Source organism: Acinetobacter sp. Root1280, from assembly GCF_001425285.1.
GTDB lineage: Bacteria > Pseudomonadota > Gammaproteobacteria > Pseudomonadales > Moraxellaceae > Acinetobacter > Acinetobacter guillouiae.
Window position 1 is genome coordinate 363175 of record NZ_LMED01000001.1, and the last position, 18302, is coordinate 381476.

An 18302-nucleotide genomic window follows, 5' to 3' on the forward strand; every position below is an offset into this window, starting at 1 on the left:
ACTTGGCCATACAATTAAGTAAAATCGACATTGAACTTTATGATTTTAATACTGCGACAAGCTATATCTGACTCTGACTGATTTTGAGATAGCTTTGTTGGATTGGTACTCGAATATGCTTTTAAAAATCTCTACCATTGTTCTCGTTCCCGCATTAATTCTTCAAGGTTATCGCGTCAAGAAAAATACACTTCGATTAGCTGAACCTCAAGGATTGCGAAAAGGTGTTATAGGACAAGGAAAAGCACTATCTATTTTAATTTTGGGTGACTCTGCTGCCGCAGGTGTGGGGGTTGAAGATCAACGTGAAGCCTTATTGGGGTGTTTACTCGATGAATTAGCCTCTAATTTTGAAGTCACTTATCAATTAGAAGCGAAAACGGGGGATAGCACCTTAGAAATTTTGCAAAGAACCAAACAATTAGACAATCAGCAGTTTGATGTTGTGATTACATCGGTTGGAGTAAACGATGTCACAAAACTTATTTCACCACAAAAATGGATTCAGCAACAAAGGGGGCTTTATACAGAAATTGAAGCTAAGTTTTTGCCAAAGATGATTTTAGTTACGGGTGTCCCCCCAATGAATCTGTTTCCAGCATTACCAAATCCACTGGGATGGTTGTTTGGACAGTATTCGAGTGCAATGAATCAGAAGTTAGCCCAATTCATCGAAAATAAAATCAATTATCAATTGATTCGTTTTGATTTAGCCCATTTTAAAACTTTAAATTTACAAATGGCACGTGATGGTTTTCACCCGAGTCAGGAAATTTATCAAATTTGGGCAAAACAAATTTCACAGTGTATTTTTAGCAAATTCATGTGATAAAATTAAGCAAATTCAAAAAGAACATAAAATATGAATTATTACGCGAAAACTCTCTATTAGGTTTTAACTACCTAATGAGAGAAATATGGATAAACTGAAACACCTTAAACAACAATACGTAAAAGTTGTTAAGAAAGGTTTAACTGGCGATTATGATGATGAAATTTTTCCAAATCGACAAGATACTTGGTATCGCCACTACAGCGTTAAACAAGAAAAAAGTAGTTTTTTCTTGCACGAGATTGAGTATAAATCATCTTATTCTCTTAAACTAAGACGCAGACGAGGTAGGGCATTGATGTGTTCTTGGACGACTGAACATCCACCTGGTTTTTGCTATGGTGGAAAAAACTGGAAACACCATTCAAAAAGAAAACATCAATACTACCGTGAAAAGAACTAAAAATAGGGAGCTTTTAAGCTCCCTATTTTTATTTAGATACCACTAACTTAAGATATTTTATATAAAACATATATTTAATCTAAATTTTTTTAAAAATTTTAAGCGCTAAAACTTGATAAATGACCATCACTATTTTGTATCTTTACACTGAATATTTTCTTTTTCTTTGTAATAGTTTAAAGCAATATCTAAGTCTGAAAGTAATTTAGTTTCAGTATAGTTCTCTGGATTTAATTTAAGTAAATTTGGCATGTAATTCGATTTGTATTCTTTAGGATAATCTTGACATACGATTCTGGTCTTATCATCCAATGTTGTATTTGGATCATCAAGTTGATCAAGATATTTACTAATCATTTCATCTGATTGTTCAAATTGTGCAGTGAGGGTTGGTCGATCTGTTTGCGCAGTTGCATGCTGCTCAGGCTCTTTATTGCAAGCAGACAGGGCAATGACCAAGAATAATGCTGTAAAAAGTTTAATGTTCATAACGAATTGATTTTTAATGTTAAGAAAAAGTTTTCGGTTGTATAAAGTCAGTTAATATTTAAATAAATCTTAAAGAACCTTAACTATCAATTATATTACCGAGATATGCAATGATTTTTATTACCATATCTTGAAATTGTTACAAATTCAAGATATTTAATGATTTTATTTGAACTTTCCGATTAAAAACTGCACATCGCTACGTTTTGTATTTTTTATATGGGGTGGAATTGACGTTACGACTTTTATTAGCGCTAAGAATATTGATTAAAGCTCTGTTCTATATGAAATTTCTAGTAATTTTTTAAAATCAGTAATCACAGCAGCAATAAAGAATTGACCCTTCATAAAGAGATTTGATGCAAAATAGTTTTGTCGGAATGTTGTTAAAATTTATTTAAAAAATAATGGCTTAGTGGTGAAGCTAAAAAAGTCAGCTAATGCGTTGTGTTAAATAATTTTTTTGTAAGGTTTATTTCTGATCTAAACCTGAGTATCTTATCCCCAAAATATTAAGAGGGTATTTCATGAAAAAATTATTCATTATTGCTTTAACAACCTTAGCATCAAGTTTCTCCTTTGCAGAGGACTTACAGTGTGAAAAAAGCTATGAGATTTTTAATAAGCAAGGGGACAAGGAAATAGAAATACTAAAAAATGGTTCACTTGATGATGTGATCAGTTATTATGATCAAATTGAATATGATCGTAAACTTAAACCTAAGCATCAAGGACAGACTTTTTCTTCAGGCGAATGGATTAGCGATGCTGAGTACAGAAAAGACATTAAATTACAGCAAGATTTAGCCAAAGATGGATCTTATAAAAATATAGATTCTACATTTTTAAAACCAAAATTAAATTATATTTCAAGTGTAGGTGAAGTTTGTGTTGTGCCTATGCAATCACAAGATGAAATATTCAAAAAGCGTATGCAGACTAAAGCTGACATAATTTTTATACGCGATATTCAAACTAATGAATGGAGAAGATTTATCTATTTTGGAATTGAAGATAAAAAAGACTTTAATGAGTTTTTCCCTGATTTTCCTAAAAATGTAAAGCTTGCTCAAATGTTAATTGATAACAAAAATTTTGCAGAGAGCACTTCAGAATTTGGTTTGTTAATGCTTGAAGAGATGGGTGTTGAGATCACAGCAGAGATGAAGGAAATGATGAAAAATCAAACAGAGCCTTTTAGAGTTAAGTTAAGCGCGAATGGCTACTGAGTTTTATTGTGTTTGTCGCATTTAAACCACCTGCGGGTGGTTTTATATTAAAGAAAGATAGATACATATGAGATTATTTTTACTGCTATTTACACTACTGTTAAGTCTGAATATTTTTGCTGATGTTAATGGTTCAAAAACGCAACTTAAACCGATAGAAACCCTAGAAGCTTTATTATTGAATGCGGGTATTATCAACCAAGATTATAAAATTTTAGATAATCAGGCTTTTGATGATTATCTACATAAAGTATTTTTAAAACAAATAAACCAAGGTCTACCTTATGAGATCAATAAATTTGTTGAATTAAAGAAGATTCAAATAGAAGGGAGAAATTTGCTTATTTATAATGAAATTGATAATGCTTCAATAAAGTATATCCCTGACTTTCAGACTGATGAAATCCAATCAAGACTTAAATGGGAAATTTGTAACGATGATTTTGGTTCAAGTCGGGTTTTTAGACAGGCAGAAGGATTGAACGTAATTCACTTTTTTGGTAGTCAGCAGGATCCTGAATTGTTTAAATTTGGTATTTTTTTAAAGGAATGTGATGACGTATATCTTTAATATAATTTTAGCTTGAAGCATAAATAATATTGATTCATTTTATAGATCTGCATAGACAATTTAGAGGATTAAACAGCAAGCTTGTTTATCAATTGCACTCAGATAATGAACATCTTAAAAGACCTGTCAGTTTTCCTAAATTGGAAAAGTAATTTACAGGCTTAAGTAATTATTTTTAAAAGATAATACATAGTTACAAACGCTCATTTTCTGAATTGATTTTGAGCGTTTGAGGTTTGTATTTCCTGTTTATTCCAATGTACAAAATATCAGTAGCGATGTCTTAAATGGTATGGAACTTTTTCTGATATATCATTGTGAGGATTAATGCCAGCATTGTACAAAGCATAATAATCATTGATAGATTCATAAGTGGATTAAAATTAAAGCTATGACTGATCGGCACTACAATTAAGCAAATTAAGAATTGAATAGCACCTTTAAGTGCACTTGCAGTACCCGCACGTTGACCTTGTTGAGATAATGCCAATGCATTACTGTTTGCACTTACCAATCCAAGACCTGCGACAAGACCAAACAATCCGAGCATGGTTGAGGATAGACTGACCAAATCATATCGAGGCGAGATAAATAGCCAAACCGCACTCATCACTTGGATAAGAATACCGAGTAATAAAATTCTTATAAGGTTAAATCGACCAATCAGACGAAGATTGATTTGCGAGAAAATAATCAAGCCAGCGGCATTTATACTGAAATAATAACCGAAATTTTCAGGTTTTATCTGGAATTGATCAATGAAAATCGCTGGTGCAGCGGCAATATAAGAAAAGAATGCTGCATAAGACAAACTACCTATAAGTGTAGGGGTTAAAAAACTTTTGTCCCGACAAACATGGAAATAATTGATAAAAATATCGCCAACATGAAGAGATTTTCTTTTATGGTCATTCAGTGTTTCTTCAAAATAAAAATGCACAAGAACAATATTGATGACACCAAAACAGGCAAGGAAAATGAAAATACTTTGCCATCCCCAATTGACTAAAAGCCATCCACCTAATATCGGGGCAAGAATAGGTGCCAGTCCCATCATGAGCATCATGCTGGATAAAGCTCTTGCTGACTGTTTAGGTGTTAATCGATCACGAATCGCTGCACGAACCATTGCCATTCCAACGCAACCACCTAAAGCTTGCAATACTCTTGTCATTAACAATTGATTTATTTGTGTGGTAAAAATACACAAAACAGATGCAATCACAAATAAAGTTAATCCAAAATATAGCGGTGGTTTACGACCAAATCGATCACTAATCGGGCCATAAACAAGTTGACCGATGACTAAACCTAAAAAATATGCGGGCAATGATGATGACACGACACTAGTTGTCACACCAAACTCTACAGCAATTTCAGGAAATGCAGGTAAATACATATCTATTGACATAGGGCCGAGCAAGGTTAAAAAGCTTAAAATACTGATCCATGCTAGGGTATAAGGTTTTGTTTCAGAGGGGTTATCAGTTGATTTCTGTATATGGGGTGATCGAGGCATAATCTTACCTAAATGATGATCTTCCGCAGAATGGATGAAAAAAAATAGCGTCACTCAGATTTATGCATTGTGCTCATTGCTTAAAATAAGAAGCATTTCATCCATTTTGGGAATGTCTAGATATAATGTATTCGCTAATTTAAATTCAGCTGACGTGCATTTATTTCTGAGATTCATTACCGAAATGACAAGCAAAGGTTTGCACCACGATTTTATTGTTTTTCACAATCAGCGTATCCGTGGCCATTTTTGCGTTGGGTGCTGACCAGCGGATATAGGCGACTTCACCATAGACTGTTTTTTCTTCTATGTTAATTTCACGTGTACCTTTAGGGAAAAAATCCCGATATACGCTTATAAATGTTTCTCGAATCTGATCGGTACCACGTATTACCGTATCGGTTCCATTGATAATGATGGCATCAGGTGCATAATCTTGAACAGTTAAGTCTACATCACCTAAGCGGAAAGCATTTAGATGCCTTTCTAAAACAGCTAAAGTTTCAGTTATTTCTCGATTTTCAGTATTTTGTATATTCACAGTATTCATAAATAGATCTCCAACATTGCTCTAGATAGGGGCCGTATCTAACGACTGATCAATACATTATTGTTGTATTGAAGCATCCCTTGTAGCTACAGAACAGTTGAAACACTTATTCTGATTTGTTGAAAATCTGCCAATAAAACTAATTTTTAATTGAAAGTGTTGTGTTTTTTCCCATATTCAAAGCGGATAGTTGTTGATTCAATTTTAGTTGTTCAAATTTAAGCGCAATAAAATCGATAAAACATCTAGTTTTTGCGGGCATGTGCTTTTTGCTAGAAAAATAAAGATTAGTATTTCCTAAATCTGCATACCAGTCAGGTAGGATTCTAATTAAAGTTCCATCTTCTATATATTTACTTGCATGAGCAGTGGATATCGCAGCAACACCTAATCCTAAAGCGGCGCCTTGATGTAATGCACTTGGATCATCTGCTATAAGTTTTTCATTTAAATTTAAGTAAAACTCTTGTTCATTTGGACCTGTGAATTGATATTCATGTAACTTACCTGTTTGAGGGGATTTCATGACAATGCCATCCCATTCGGAGATTTGCGCTGGATGATTGGGCCGTGTTTTATGTTTTAAATAATCAGGTGAGGCAACAATAATCATGTGCAGCGGGGACAGTGGTCTGATAATGATGCCTTGACCTAATTTAATCCCACTTCCAATTGCCACATCAAAATTATCTGTTATTAAGTTGACCTGTCTGTTAGATAAGTGCCACTCAAGTTTGATATCTGGATAGTTGCTGATAAATTCAGGCATCAATGGCAGGATATATTCCACCCCAAATCCAGCACTTAAACTGACTTTTAAAATGCCTTTGGGCTTGCTCGAATCAACATTAAATTCTGAAATAGTTGTCTGAATACTATTTAAACTGTCTCGAATACTGATAAAAAAGTGTTCACCATCTTCCGTCAATTTAAGATTTCTGGTACTTCGATGAAAAAGTCGAGCACCTAAATTTTGCTCTAACTGCGCTACATTTCGAGACACTGCAGCAGGTGTTAGGCTTAAATGTCGTGCTGCGGCAGAAAAACTTCCATATTCTGCACTTTTTATAAATGATTCGAGATTAGACAGCGTTTCCATATTCTATTTTCAATTTTTACTTGAAAAAGATTATAGCAAAAGCACTCTACTTCACAATGAGTACTGATTTTATAGTCGGGAGACTTTAATGAAAGAGTAATGTGAAATGTTAAATAAATTATCGCTGGTTGGAAAAGTTGCGTTAGTTACCGGTGGGTCGCGAAGTATTGGCGCTGAAATTGTCAAAACGCTAGCCGCCCATGGCGCTATAGTTGCTTTTACGTATCATTCTTCGCAAATCAAAGCTGAGGAATTGATTAAAGAAATTGAGTTTCATGGTGGACAAGCCATAGCGATAAAGGCAGATTCAGGAAACCCTGAAATGTTAAGCAAAGCGATAGAAGACGTTGCTAAAAAATTTCATAAAATTGATATATTAATTAACAATGCTGGAATAAGTCATTTAGGCAGTCTAGAGTCAGTATCAATCAGTGCTTTTGAGCGATTGGTGGCTGTCAATATTACGGGGGTATTTTTGGCCACACGTGAAAGTTTAAAACATATGGGGAAAGGTGGAAGAATAATAAATATAGGCAGCACGATGGTCAATTATTCTGGTTTTAGTGGAGCATCAATTTATATTCTTACAAAAGGTGCAATCACTGGATTTTCACGAGGATTAGTCAGGGAGCTTGGCGTTAAAGGTATTACAATTAATACCATTCACCCTGGTCCAACCAATACTGATATGAACCCTATAGATGGACCAATAGCAAGCTTACTACTGCCTAATATCCCCGTAGGTCGATATGGAGAGGGCATTGATATTGCGAATTCTGTTTTATTTTTAGTGAGTGAAGAAGCTAGCTATATTAGCGGTGCTGAATTAAGTGTCGATGGTGGTTTTATTGCTTAATTCCTTTGAATCAAAATAAAATTTATATGTCCAGTAGTTAGAAAATGAATTGAAATTTTCTATTCCATATCTATGGAAAAGCCCTCTATTTATAGAGGGTTAAAAACAATTCACAAATCATACTTTTCGATAGATTATTTAGGATAAGAAGCAAGCCTTTAAATAAAATAGCATCTATCGGATAAACAGGTTGAATGTGCTGTATAAAAAAGAGTATTCCGAATTTTCAGTAAAAAATTTGAAAGTACAAATTAGAGATACCAAAAGGCATAGGTAAAAAATTAAAATCCAGATAAAATCATTAAAATTTTCACTAAATTATAAACTTTGGTTCTTTTAATAAATGACTGATATCGAAATAGAAACCCACCCACTCAAACCATTTCTTCCTACAAATGCCAAGCTATTGATGCTTGGTAGCTTTCCACCGCCTCAAAGCAGATGGAAGATGGATTTTTATTATCCGAATTATCAAAATGATATGTGGCGAATTTTTGGGCTTATTTTCTTTGATAATAAAGATCACTTTTTAGATTTACCTAATAAAAATTTTAAGGAACAACATATTCGTGAATTCTTAATCGAAAAAGGTATCGCAATTTTTGATACGGCGTATCAAGTTATTCGCCTAAAAGGAAATGCCTCAGATAAATTCCTACAGATTAAAACCCCTACAGACCTATCACAGCTTTTAGCGCAAATTCCTGAATGTAACAGCATCATGACCACTGGAGATAAGGCAACAGATACCCTGATGTTATCTATGCCTGAAGAAACTGAAAAGCCACAGATAGGGCAATCTTCACAAGCTATATTTGCTGAACGAGAGATATGTTTATATCGGATGCCTTCTTCATCAAGAGCGTATCCATTAGCACTGGATAAGAAGGCAGAGGCATATAAGAACTTATTTAAAGAAATAGGCTTACTTTAAGTAAGTTTAAAACTCATAATTTGGCATCATACTTTAAATGATTCACTAATCAGTAGCGAAGAAAAAGCCAGTTTGATCATTTTTAAGAATACTGTTCCTATAAGCGTTATATTGGGTTGTTCCAATATCTGTAATTGACTGTTTTTGTTTTAGCTTAGGCATTTATCCTATTGTACTTGATTAAATCGATATACACATACAGTCAATAAATGCTTTAAGCCTTTCCATTTTCTATGCAAATCGTTTTGCCAAAGCAACACAGATCACAACTGCAAAACAAACAACAATCATCGCAAAACTTACATGCTCACCCAATAGAACCGCTGAAAGCATTAAACCAATAAACGGTTGTACCAATTGAATTTGTCCAACTTTGGCAATTCCGCCCAACGCTAAGCCTTTGTACCAAAAAATAAAACCGATCAACATACTAAACAGTGATACATAGATTAAACCAATTGTTTCTGGCCAATGAATATTTGCAAAGCTTGCAGGTAGGTAATATAGACTTGAGATAAGCATCAAGGGTAATGCAACAACTAAAGCCCAACAAATCACTTGCCATCCACCCAGTTCTCTTGAAAGCTTTCCACCTTCAGCATAACCCAATCCACAGACAACAATTGATGCAAGCATATAGAGATCACCCACACTAAAACTTAAATTACGGTTTTCATAAAACATAAATCCAACCACGATGGCACTACCGATTAAGGCAAATAACCAAAATTGTGTAGCAGGTTTTTCCCCCCCGCGTAAAACTGCAAAAATTGCAGTCGATAAAGGCAAGAGACCAACAAAGACAATAGCATGTGCAGAGGATACAGTTTGTAAAGCCAATGCGGTAAATAGAGGGAAACCAATCACCACACCTAAGGCCACAATAACCAATGATTTAAATTGGGCAAAAGAGGGTTTTGATTGCTGTAAAATAAACAGGCAGATTAAAGCAATACTTCCTGCAATCGCTGCCCGAGCTGTGGTTAAAAATTCTGGACTAAACCCCATGACGGCAATACGGGTTGCAGGCAAAGAGCCAGCAAAAATCGCTACACCAATAAAACCATTTAGCCAGCCAATATTTGTTTTATCCATCATCAATTACTCAGTCAATTTATGATGATTTAAGCGCTATTTACTGGAAATATATATGTACACTACAGTACAATTTTAAATAACTGTTATGCTATTTTTACCAGTACAATTCTACTCAATCTAACGAGTTTTCTCAGATTTCTTATCTTTAAAATATGTGGTTTTAAATGGCAAAAACTAAAATTGAACAAACAGTGCTGATGATTAAAAATCAAATTTCGAATAAAAGTTTGATTGCAGGTTCACGCTTACCTTCAGTCCGACAGTTTGCTACACAAACAAACTGTTCTGTTTCAACGATCGTTGAAGCCTATGCCAGATTAGTTGCGGAAGGTGTTTTAGAATCTCGTCTTGGTTCTGGTTACTATGTATTAGGTAAAGCTGAACCGATGCAAATGATTGATACTGAAATACAGTATCAACGTGAAATAGATCCTTTATGGATTTCAAGGCAGTCATTAGAGGCGAAGACGGATGTGCTAAAACCGGGTTGTGGCTGGTTACCCACTACTTGGATGCCTGAACAATCAATCCGTAAAGCGTTAAAACAAGCTGCTAAGTCTGAAATCATCATGCTCACCGATTATGCAACACCGCATGGACATTTGGAGTTGCGTAAATTTATTGCCAGAAAAAAAGAACTGTATGATTTAAAATTCAAACTGAATCAAATTCTTATTACTGACTCAGCAACCCAGTCCATTGATTTAATTTTCAGACACCTACTTAGCGCAGGTGATGTGATCTTGATTGATGATCCTTGCTATTTTAATTTCCGCGCTTTGATTAAGGCCCATCATTTAAAAGCCGTTCCAATTCCGTTTACAGAAACGGGACCAGATGTAGAGAAATTTGAACAAGCACTGAATTTAAAGCCAAAAATCTATTTAACCAATTCAGGGATTCATAACCCAACAGGAGCCACGATTTCGCTACAAACGGTTTATCAAATTTCCAAGCTGGTTGAGAAAACTGATTTATTGATTATTGAAGATGAAATTTTTGCTGATTTTGAATATACACCCGCACCACGTTATGCTTCATTAGCCGGTTTTAAACATGTCATTCAGATTGGCAGTTTTACCAAAACCCTTTCAGCAGCGATTCGTTGCGGTTATATCATTGCGGAGTCTGAGCTGATTGATCAATTAATAGATTTAAGAATTGCGACCAACTTTAGCAATAGTCATTTAAATGCAGAAATTATTTATCAGGCTTTAATGGACAGCAGTTATCCTAAACATTTAGATTGGTTAAAGAAACATTTGCTTAAAGTCAGCAATGAAATGATGCAAAAGTTGGGGCAACTCGGTATAAAACCGTGGATTGTGCCAACAGCAGGGATTTTTTTATGGTGCAAATTGCCAGATGGTATACATGCGGCGGAATTATCAAAATTATGTCTCAAACAGGGCGTAATTCTTGCACCGGGTAATTCTTTTAGCCAAGCTGAAAATGCAGGACAGTTCATGCGCTTTAATGTTGCACAATGCGTGGATAAAAAGGTCTTTGATATCTTAGCAATGTCAATTCAGCAGTTAAAAATAAATAACTTACAAAGTTAGCGAAAATCCTTTTCCTTATTGCTTTAAAATATGGGTAAATAGTAAGCAAATTTATATTGATTTCAGTGGAATAATTATAATGAGTGTTCAGGATGTACCAAGTCCAATTGATTTAAAAAATCCGCAAGATGCTTTGCAATGGGCTAATGAAGCCAATGAAAAACGCCCATGGCGTTATGAGTTTTTTGACTATTATGTGAATTTAATTCAAAAAGCAGCCAAAGAGAAACACTATCAAACTGATCAAAACGCGCAGTTCAATATTTTAGAAATAGGTTCAGGTCCTGGTTTTCTTGCCAAACATTTACTTAGCCGGTGTGCTGATATTGAATATACAGCGCTAGATTTCTCTGATGCAATGCATGAGCTTTCTAAAAGTAAGCTACTTTCTTCTGAGTCAGGCAGAGTGCAATATCTGATTGCTGATTTTAAAAATGAAGATTGGCGCGATCAGCTTGGACAATATGATGCCATCATTATTCATCAAGCTTTACATGAGTTACGCCATAAAAACTATGCAAATCAATTTCATCAACAAGTAAAGACATTATTAAAACGTGATGCTCTGTATTTGGTCTGTGACCATATTTTTGCATCAGATGCGATGAGCAATAATGACTTGTATATGTCGAAACATGAACATTTTCAAAGCTTAAAATATGCAGGTTTTACTGACATAGAACTGGTTAAAGAGATCAAAGGACTCTGTCTGTTTGAGTGTTATTTATAGTCTTAAGATTGTAATGCATTTAGTATGCAGGTTGTCATTACACTAAACTTACATCATCCATTCAAGTGGTAAATATGAGACGCTATACATGACAAATCGTTGGAATCGTGTTGTTTCAGGGTCAACTTTATATTCAATCACTTTGCCATCAGCACGATGATCTAGCCAGATCAGCTCACCTTGTGGATTAAGTTTTAACTCATAAGCAACCCTAAATAGGGTTTGATCCAATAGATTTGAAATTTGCTCTTGTAAAGGATCTGATTGAACAACCAGTCCAACTTCGGTATTGATATTGAATGATCTTGGATCTAGGTTAAATGAACCAATAAAGACTTTGTCATCAATATTGATAAATTTTGCATGCAAACTGGATTTATTTTTGCCTTTTTTCGGAATGATATTTCCTGTGAGGACCTCATACCAAGTACGGCGATTGCGTTCTATATAGGGTTTAAATTCATAAAGTTTTGCGCCTCCTTTAAGCAGGTCAACTCGATACTTTTGATAAAACGCATGGACAAGCGCAACATCATTTGCCATAAAGGAGTTGGTTAAAATTCTCACTTTGACATTTTGTTTAGGGAATTGGTTAATAAAATCCGTCCCATTTTTTGTAGGAACAAAATAAGCGGCAATCAAATCCATTTCTTGTTTGGGGTCACCCAAATGTTGGTGAATTTGGTGTGAAATTAATTCATTGCCGTGTGCTTGTCCTAAACTTTTCTTTGGAGAATCTGCCAGAAAATCGGCATAAGCCCAATTGATTTTATTTTGATTAAGCTCATTGGCGAGTTCTTTCTGCTCAAGATTTACTTTTTCATCTGTCGTATGTTCAGCTTGTTCAAGTCGTTCAAAGCTTTTTCGCAAAGTTAATAAATCGTGTTCAGAACCTTTATGAATAAATTGATCAATCGGATAGCTTAATTGAAAATTCCAAAAATCGGTAAAAACTTCATTTGCACGATTGACCGCTTTACCAAAAAATAAAATATCCATATCGGTAAACTGGAAAGATTCACTGGCATCAAAATATTCACTGCTGATATTTCGCCCGCCTGTCACAGCAATTGCACCATCAGCAATAATTAATTTATTGTGCATTCGATGGTTGATTCTGTTCATTCTAAAAATATAATCCATTACACGAAAGTGTCGGAATTTATAAGGATTGTATAATTTGATCGAAATGTTTGGATGTCTTAGCAATGCACTTAATTGTCGATCTATTTTTGTTCCATTTTGATCATCGATTAATAAGCGTACTTTTACACCGCGGTCAGCAGCTTTAAGCAATTCGTGTAGCATTAAATTGCCAATAAAATCATCTGCCCAAATATAGTATTGTAAATCAAGTGTATATTTGGCTTTTCGAATCAGATGGATACGTGACGCTATACTTTGGAAAGCATCATTCATGGCTAAATATGCAGTGAGCCCTTGAGTAAGCATCTGTTTTGCTTCAGGCTCATTGATCCATTGCTCTGCATATACTTTAACTTGTTGTTCTTGTTCTGGTTGATTCATAGGTAAACTGCATCCAGTGATTGAAAAAGCCAAAATAACGAAGGCAAGTGAAGTCTTTGAATGATTCATTCTTTCAATGAGTACTTTAAATTTTACTAAATCATATCATCAAGTTAATGGTTGAATCTGTAAAGAGAAAAAGGTTACTGTAGTCCAACTGTTAAAACACAAACCTATTAGGATATTTAGCTATGAAATCACGTGCTGCTGTTGCATTTGGTCCAGGAAAACCTTTAGAAATTGTGGAAATTGATGTTGCTCCCCCACAAAAAGGCGAAGTCCTTGTTAAAATTACCCATACAGGGGTTTGTCATACAGATGCATTTACTTTATCAGGTGATGATCCAGAAGGCGTATTTCCAGCAGTTTTAGGTCATGAAGGGGCTGGTATTGTTGTCGAAGTTGGTGAAGGGGTAACTTCAGTAAAACCTGGGGATCATGTGATTCCTTTATATACGGCAGAATGTGGCGAATGCTTATTCTGTAAATCAGGCAAAACCAACCTGTGTACAGCCGTCCGTGCTACTCAAGGTAAAGGGGTTATGCCTGATGGAACGACACGTTTTTCTTATAATGGTGAACCTATTTACCACTATATGGGGTGTTCAACTTTTAGTGAATATACTGTCGTTGCTGAAGTTTCATTGGCTAAAATTAACCCAGAGGCAAATCCTGAACATGTTTGTTTACTGGGTTGTGGTGTAACGACAGGGATTGGTGCAGTCCATAACACGGCAAAAGTACAAGAAGGCGATTCAGTTGCTGTATTTGGTTTAGGTGGTATTGGTTTGGCTGTTGTACAAGGTGCGCGCCAAGCGAAAGCAGGCCGTATCATTGTTGTTGATACCAATCCTGAAAAATTTAAATTGGCAGAAGAGTTTGGTGCGACTGATTTCGTTAATCCCAAAGACTATGACAAACCTGTTCAAGAAGTGATTGTTGAAATGACAGGTTGGGGTGTAGACCATTCATTTGAATGTATCGGCAATGTCAATGTAATGCGTTCAGCACTTGAATGTGCTCATCGTGGGTGGGGACAATCAGTCATCATTGGTGTAGCAGGTGCAGGTCAAGAAATTTCTACCCGTCCGTTCCAGCTTGTGACTGGTCGTACATGGAAAGGAACCGCATTTGGTGGGGTAAAAGGCCGTACACAATTGCCAGGTATGGTTGAAGATGCGATGAAAGGTGATATCCAACTTGCACCTTTTGTTACTCATACAATGGGCTTAGATAAAATTAATGAAGCATTTGATTTAATGCATGAAGGTAAATCAATCCGTACAGTGATTAACTTTTAAGCTTAAATACTGAGCACCACTAAGAACCAGTGATACATCATGTATCACTGGTTTTTATTTGCATGATAAATGTATGTGTTTTATATATTAATTTTCTAAGCTTATCTTTTTTTGTTATGTTATGGCTTTAAAGCAAAAAATCAAAATAGGTCGTCTTATGAAAAATGTTGCAATTTTAGGTCTTGGTATCATGGCTTTAACCGTATCAGCATGTTCTTCGCTTCAAACCAATGCAACAACGCAAGATCAAACAGCACAAAACACTCAAACGACATGTATTGCAGAACGCGCGACTCAGTTGATTGGACAAAATGATATGTCTGAAGCGAAAATTAAGCAGCTTACACAGGCATCAATCGTACGTAAAGTTGCGCCAAATCAAGGGGTAACTATGGATTATCGTATTGAACGTGTGACGGTAACTGTAGATCCTGCGACCAAAAAAATTACCCAAGCGACTTGTGGTTAATGACACAAATTTAAGTCTTATATGATTGAATAAATACTGATTTATTCAATCATCATTTTAAAGTTTAATTTAACAAATTCGCTTCATCTATTCGACATAGAACAATCATTATAAAAAACTAAAATAACAATGTTTTGCTACTGAGTGACAGATAATACTTGCTTAAAGCAGTTTTTTTGTTATGTTTTAAGCTGTACTTTTGGATGTGTAGCGTTAGAGCACAAGACTTCAATTCATTAGCTATTATTAAAACCTTATGAAAAGACTATTTTTAATCCTATTTACGATTTTGATATCAAACTCAATATTTGCTCAGAGTGAAAACTATAAAATTGCCATGGATAATTTTATAAACAACTATAATGCTGATCAGTATGAAAAAATTTATGATGTATTTTCTGCTGAAATGAAAAAGACATTGCCGCTTGAAAAGACAAAGCAATTTTTTTCAGGATTAAAATCTCAGGCAGGAAAAATTGAAAGTAAAGAATTTCTCAGCAATCAACAAGGAACTTATCAAAGTTATAAAACCAAGTTTGAGAAAATGGTGTTAACGGTCAATATTTCGCTTGATCAAGAAAATCATATCAAGGGACTTATTATGAAGCCTAATGAAGTCCAAAAAGAGATAAACAGTAGTAATACTGTGAATGCACTTAACGCTTATCCAAAAGAAATCTCAGACATCATTTTTTCGAATAGCCAAAATTTTCCAAATAATACGCAACTTTCTATTGCAGTCGTTCAAAATCAAAAAGTGAAATATTATGGGGTTATCAAAACTGATGGCAAGATCAAACCGATTGAAAACCAGAATAAGGTTTTTGAAATTGGTTCTATTACGAAAGTTTTTACATCGACCATTTTAGCTTCGCTTGTTGATGAAGGAAAAATTAAATTAACAGATGAAATCAATCCATTTTATCCATCTTTAAAATTTAAAAATAACACTCAACTGAATTTTAAAGACTTGGCTAATCATACCTCCGGTTTACCACGCTTACCTGAGAATCTAGATTTATCGAATCAAAGCAATCCCTACAAAGATTATGGTAAAAGTCAGATTGAACAATACCTTAAAGATGATTTGAAAATTGAAAATGAGCCTGAAAAAAAATATGTTTATTCTAATTTAGGGGCGGGGTTATTAGGCCATACGCTTGGCGTATCACAAGGAAAAAGCTTTCAAACATTATTACAAAAGAGAATTTTTGATAAATACACAATGAAAAACTCATTTGTAAACTCGCAAAATCTAGATAATAAGTTAGTAAAGGGACAAAATCCTGATGGACAAATCGTATCAAATTGGGATTTTGACGTTTTGTTTGGTGCTGGCGGGCTATTATCAACCACAGAGGATTTAGCAAAATTTGCAATCGCACAATTCGATCCTAAAAATACCGAATTGACTTTAACGCGTACACCGACCTTTGAAATGAACAAAGATATGAAAATCGGTTTAGCTTGGCATTTGTTGAAATCACAAAAAGGAAAAGATTTGGTTTGGCACAATGGCGGAACTGGTGGCTATTCATCTTCAATGGCTATAAATGTTGAGGATAAGACTGCTGTTATTGTGCTATCTAACCTCTCAGCTTTTCATCCAAAAACGAAAAACATTGATAAATTATGTTTTCAGCTTATAGATGAGAAGCAAAAATAATATTTGGATTTTGCATATGGGGAGGCTTAACACTGCAAATATTTTTAGTAGATTGGAAGTTTGCTTTTAGCTTGTGATAGCTGGATTGAAATAAAAAATACAAGTTTTGTCCCTCAATTGAAATTCATATTCTTGTCGTTATATGTCACTTTAGAGAGATACTAAAATGAAATACAGGGAAATTGAACCAAATGGATTTTTGAGTAATTTTGTGAAGTGTTTTTGGTATTACGAAACTATGGGAATAGATGTTCAGCATACCATTTTGCCAGATGGTTACTTTGACTTAATTATCGAGTTCGTAGATGGAAATTTAACAAAAGTAAAACTGACTGGAATATGGACAAGACCAAAAGACATACAAATTTCTAAAAACACCAAGTTCTTTGCAATCAGATTCAAGCTGTTAGCCCTTGAGTATATATTTAGAACACCGATAAAATCTATTTTAGATATGACGATAAATTTACCTGAGTTTTTTTGGAGAATTGACGAGTATCATTCAGACGAGTTTGATAAATTTGTTTCTGAAATAACGAACAATTTAGACGCTTCAATAAAATTCTTAAAGCCCATTGATCGCAGAAAATTAAAACTATTTGAAATCGTGTATCAAAAAAAATCTACATCGGTGTCTGAAATTTCCAATAGCATTTTTTGGAGTAGCAGGCAAATAAATAGATATTTTCAATCCAATTTCGGTATTACATTCAAGGAATTTTTAAGTATTGTACGTTGCAATGCGACTTACCCAGAAATTTCAAATGGTAATCTAAATCCAAATTCTGACTATTTTGATCAAGCGCATTTTATCAAAGAAATTAAAAAATATACTGGGGTAACGCCCAAAGCGTTAAGTAAAAACAAAAACGACCGATTTTTACAATTATCAAAAATGGATGAAAGGCAATAATTCTATAACTTACATTTAAAGATGAATTAAAAATGAAAATTTGCAAAATTTCTCCAAACTTTGAAGTGACTGATATTAAAAAAACAACGGCTTTTTACACAGAAAACCTAGGCTTTAATCTGATCATGGCGGTTCCGGAATTACAAGATGGAATCGATCAAACTTTTCTAGAAAATAAAGAATATGTTTATGCTCTGGTACAGAGGGATAACATGGAATTTATGTTTCAACGTTCTGATTCCTTTAAAAATGATGTTGTTTTTTCAAAAGGGCTAGTTATTGGAGCAACAGTATCTTTTTATATGGAAATAGAGGGTATTAATGAATTTTATTTAGCACTAAAGCATAAAAATCTTCAGCTCACTGAACTAAAAACAACATGGTATGGTATGCAAGAATTCTATTTAAAAGATCTGAATGGCTATATTCTTGGCTTTGCTGAAAAAGTTGGATAAATGCCTTACAACATCAATTTAACATCTTGACCAATGAAATCCGCCATATGGGCAATAAACCATTGGCGGAAAGTTTTTCAAAATGATCAGAATGAAGTA

The 18302-nt window shown here is 34.4% G+C and carries 19 protein-coding genes; 13 read left to right on the plus strand and 6 right to left on the minus strand.

From position 1 onward, the window contains the following. Positions 1 to 115: 115 nt before the first annotated feature. Complete coding sequence (locus tag ASC84_RS01785) at positions 116 to 829, plus strand: SGNH/GDSL hydrolase family protein (protein WP_056511071.1); 714 nt, start codon at positions 116 to 118, stop codon at positions 827 to 829. 88 nt (positions 830 to 917) lie between these two features. Next, the gene (locus ASC84_RS01790; RefSeq protein WP_056511074.1) at positions 918 to 1235 is read left to right on the plus strand and encodes a hypothetical protein; all 318 of its coding nucleotides are present in this window, start codon (positions 918 to 920) and stop codon (positions 1233 to 1235) included. 129 nt (positions 1236 to 1364) lie between these two features. On the opposite strand, the gene ASC84_RS01795 is transcribed toward ASC84_RS01790, so the two are convergent. After that, positions 1365 to 1724 carry a hypothetical protein gene (locus ASC84_RS01795; RefSeq protein ID WP_056511077.1) on the minus strand — a complete coding sequence of 120 codons (360 nt, stop codon included), beginning with the start codon at positions 1722 to 1724 and terminating at the stop codon, positions 1365 to 1367. 527 nt (positions 1725 to 2251) lie between these two features. On the opposite strand from ASC84_RS01795, the gene ASC84_RS01800 reads away from it, so the two are divergent. Continuing rightward, positions 2252 to 2953, plus strand: coding sequence for a hypothetical protein (locus ASC84_RS01800; protein ID WP_056511079.1), 702 nt, complete (start codon positions 2252 to 2254; stop codon positions 2951 to 2953). Between the two features lie 67 nt (positions 2954 to 3020). Beyond that, a complete protein-coding gene (locus ASC84_RS01805) occupies positions 3021 to 3524 on the plus strand; it encodes a hypothetical protein (protein ID WP_056511082.1) in 504 nt (167 codons plus the stop codon). 283 nt (positions 3525 to 3807) lie between these two features. Here ASC84_RS01805 and ASC84_RS01810 read toward each other — a convergent pair whose 3' ends face one another. The 3 genes from ASC84_RS01810 to ASC84_RS01820 form a co-directional block, all read right to left on the minus strand. Further along, on the minus strand, positions 3808 to 5043 hold the full coding sequence (locus ASC84_RS01810) for a Bcr/CflA family multidrug efflux MFS transporter (RefSeq protein ID WP_056511084.1): 1236 nt from the start codon (positions 5041 to 5043) through the stop codon (positions 3808 to 3810). Positions 5044 to 5203: 160 nt separating this feature from the next. Next, positions 5204 to 5593 (minus strand): nuclear transport factor 2 family protein, encoded by a 390-nt coding sequence (locus ASC84_RS01815; RefSeq protein WP_056511086.1) that lies wholly within the window; start codon positions 5591 to 5593, stop codon positions 5204 to 5206. A gap of 139 nt (positions 5594 to 5732) precedes the next feature. Next, positions 5733 to 6692, minus strand: a complete 960-nt coding sequence (locus ASC84_RS01820) for a LysR family transcriptional regulator (protein WP_056511089.1) — start codon at positions 6690 to 6692, stop codon at positions 5733 to 5735. 106 nt (positions 6693 to 6798) lie between these two features. Between ASC84_RS01820 and ASC84_RS01825 the strand changes: the two genes are divergently transcribed. Together ASC84_RS01825 and ASC84_RS01830 are read left to right on the plus strand one after the other, a co-directional pair. After that, a complete protein-coding gene (locus ASC84_RS01825) occupies positions 6799 to 7548 on the plus strand; it encodes a 3-oxoacyl-ACP reductase family protein (RefSeq protein WP_056511092.1) in 750 nt (249 codons plus the stop codon). A gap of 343 nt (positions 7549 to 7891) precedes the next feature. Continuing rightward, complete coding sequence (locus ASC84_RS01830) at positions 7892 to 8482, plus strand: uracil-DNA glycosylase family protein (RefSeq protein ID WP_056511095.1); 591 nt, start codon at positions 7892 to 7894, stop codon at positions 8480 to 8482. Between the two features lie 231 nt (positions 8483 to 8713). On the opposite strand, the gene ASC84_RS01835 is transcribed toward ASC84_RS01830, so the two are convergent. Continuing rightward, on the minus strand, positions 8714 to 9577 hold the full coding sequence (locus tag ASC84_RS01835; protein ID WP_056511880.1) for a DMT family transporter: 864 nt from the start codon (positions 9575 to 9577) through the stop codon (positions 8714 to 8716). A 167-nt stretch (positions 9578 to 9744) separates the two neighbouring features. On the opposite strand from ASC84_RS01835, the gene ASC84_RS01840 reads away from it, so the two are divergent. Continuing rightward, positions 9745 to 11142, plus strand: coding sequence for a PLP-dependent aminotransferase family protein (locus ASC84_RS01840; protein ID WP_056511098.1), 1398 nt, complete (start codon positions 9745 to 9747; stop codon positions 11140 to 11142). A 79-nt stretch (positions 11143 to 11221) separates the two neighbouring features. Continuing rightward, positions 11222 to 11872 carry a bifunctional 2-polyprenyl-6-hydroxyphenol methylase/3-demethylubiquinol 3-O-methyltransferase UbiG gene (locus ASC84_RS01845; protein WP_056511101.1) on the plus strand — a complete coding sequence of 217 codons (651 nt, stop codon included), beginning with the start codon at positions 11222 to 11224 and terminating at the stop codon, positions 11870 to 11872. Positions 11873 to 11920: 48 nt separating this feature from the next. On the opposite strand, the gene ASC84_RS01850 is transcribed toward ASC84_RS01845, so the two are convergent. Further along, positions 11921 to 13399, minus strand: a complete 1479-nt coding sequence (locus tag ASC84_RS01850) for a phospholipase D family protein (protein WP_056511104.1) — start codon at positions 13397 to 13399, stop codon at positions 11921 to 11923. 191 nt (positions 13400 to 13590) lie between these two features. Between ASC84_RS01850 and ASC84_RS01855 the strand changes: the two genes are divergently transcribed. The 5 genes from ASC84_RS01855 (at position 13591) to ASC84_RS01875 (ending at position 18203) form a co-directional block, all read left to right on the plus strand. Continuing rightward, entirely contained in the window at positions 13591 to 14700 is a 1110-nt protein-coding gene (locus ASC84_RS01855) for an S-(hydroxymethyl)glutathione dehydrogenase/class III alcohol dehydrogenase (protein WP_004720535.1), read from the plus strand. A 157-nt stretch (positions 14701 to 14857) separates the two neighbouring features. Then, positions 14858 to 15169 (plus strand): I78 family peptidase inhibitor, encoded by a 312-nt coding sequence (locus ASC84_RS01860; RefSeq protein WP_004720533.1) that lies wholly within the window; start codon positions 14858 to 14860, stop codon positions 15167 to 15169. Between the two features lie 256 nt (positions 15170 to 15425). Further along, positions 15426 to 16835 (plus strand): serine hydrolase, encoded by a 1410-nt coding sequence (locus tag ASC84_RS01865; RefSeq protein ID WP_056511107.1) that lies wholly within the window; start codon positions 15426 to 15428, stop codon positions 16833 to 16835. A 166-nt stretch (positions 16836 to 17001) separates the two neighbouring features. Beyond that, positions 17002 to 17748, plus strand: a complete 747-nt coding sequence (locus tag ASC84_RS01870; protein ID WP_056511109.1) for an AraC family transcriptional regulator — start codon at positions 17002 to 17004, stop codon at positions 17746 to 17748. 32 nt (positions 17749 to 17780) lie between these two features. Next, positions 17781 to 18203: a VOC family protein gene (locus ASC84_RS01875; protein ID WP_056511112.1), complete on the plus strand. Its 423-nt coding sequence runs from the start codon at positions 17781 to 17783 to the stop codon at positions 18201 to 18203. The last annotated feature ends 99 nt before the right edge of the window (positions 18204 to 18302 follow it).

Excerpts from the sequence above, each read along its gene's own strand:
- ASC84_RS01830 (WP_056511095.1), top strand. The coding sequence starts at position 7,892 with ATGACTGATATCGAAATAGAAACCCACCCACTCAAACCATTTCTTCCT.
- ASC84_RS01795 (WP_056511077.1), bottom strand. The coding sequence starts at position 1,724 with ATGAACATTAAACTTTTTACAGCATTATTCTTGGTCATTGCCCTGTCT.
- ASC84_RS01835 (WP_056511880.1), bottom strand. The coding sequence starts at position 9,577 with ATGGATAAAACAAATATTGGCTGGCTAAATGGTTTTATTGGTGTAGCG.
- ASC84_RS01855 (WP_004720535.1), top strand. The coding sequence starts at position 13,591 with ATGAAATCACGTGCTGCTGTTGCATTTGGTCCAGGAAAACCTTTAGAA.
- ASC84_RS01840 (WP_056511098.1), top strand. The coding sequence starts at position 9,745 with ATGGCAAAAACTAAAATTGAACAAACAGTGCTGATGATTAAAAATCAA.
- ASC84_RS01790 (WP_056511074.1), top strand. The coding sequence starts at position 918 with ATGGATAAACTGAAACACCTTAAACAACAATACGTAAAAGTTGTTAAG.
- ASC84_RS01825 (WP_056511092.1), top strand. The coding sequence starts at position 6,799 with ATGTTAAATAAATTATCGCTGGTTGGAAAAGTTGCGTTAGTTACCGGT.
- ASC84_RS01850 (WP_056511104.1), bottom strand. The coding sequence starts at position 13,399 with ATGAATCAACCAGAACAAGAACAACAAGTTAAAGTATATGCAGAGCAA.
- ASC84_RS01820 (WP_056511089.1), bottom strand. The coding sequence starts at position 6,692 with ATGGAAACGCTGTCTAATCTCGAATCATTTATAAAAAGTGCAGAATAT.
- ASC84_RS01800 (WP_056511079.1), top strand. The coding sequence starts at position 2,252 with ATGAAAAAATTATTCATTATTGCTTTAACAACCTTAGCATCAAGTTTC.
- ASC84_RS01785 (WP_056511071.1), top strand. The coding sequence starts at position 116 with ATGCTTTTAAAAATCTCTACCATTGTTCTCGTTCCCGCATTAATTCTT.
- ASC84_RS01865 (WP_056511107.1), top strand. The coding sequence starts at position 15,426 with ATGAAAAGACTATTTTTAATCCTATTTACGATTTTGATATCAAACTCA.
- ASC84_RS01845 (WP_056511101.1), top strand. The coding sequence starts at position 11,222 with ATGAGTGTTCAGGATGTACCAAGTCCAATTGATTTAAAAAATCCGCAA.
- ASC84_RS01805 (WP_056511082.1), top strand. The coding sequence starts at position 3,021 with ATGAGATTATTTTTACTGCTATTTACACTACTGTTAAGTCTGAATATT.
- ASC84_RS01870 (WP_056511109.1), top strand. The coding sequence starts at position 17,002 with ATGAAATACAGGGAAATTGAACCAAATGGATTTTTGAGTAATTTTGTG.
- ASC84_RS01860 (WP_004720533.1), top strand. The coding sequence starts at position 14,858 with ATGAAAAATGTTGCAATTTTAGGTCTTGGTATCATGGCTTTAACCGTA.
- ASC84_RS01810 (WP_056511084.1), bottom strand. The coding sequence starts at position 5,043 with ATGCCTCGATCACCCCATATACAGAAATCAACTGATAACCCCTCTGAA.
- ASC84_RS01875 (WP_056511112.1), top strand. The coding sequence starts at position 17,781 with ATGAAAATTTGCAAAATTTCTCCAAACTTTGAAGTGACTGATATTAAA.
- ASC84_RS01815 (WP_056511086.1), bottom strand. The coding sequence starts at position 5,593 with ATGAATACTGTGAATATACAAAATACTGAAAATCGAGAAATAACTGAA.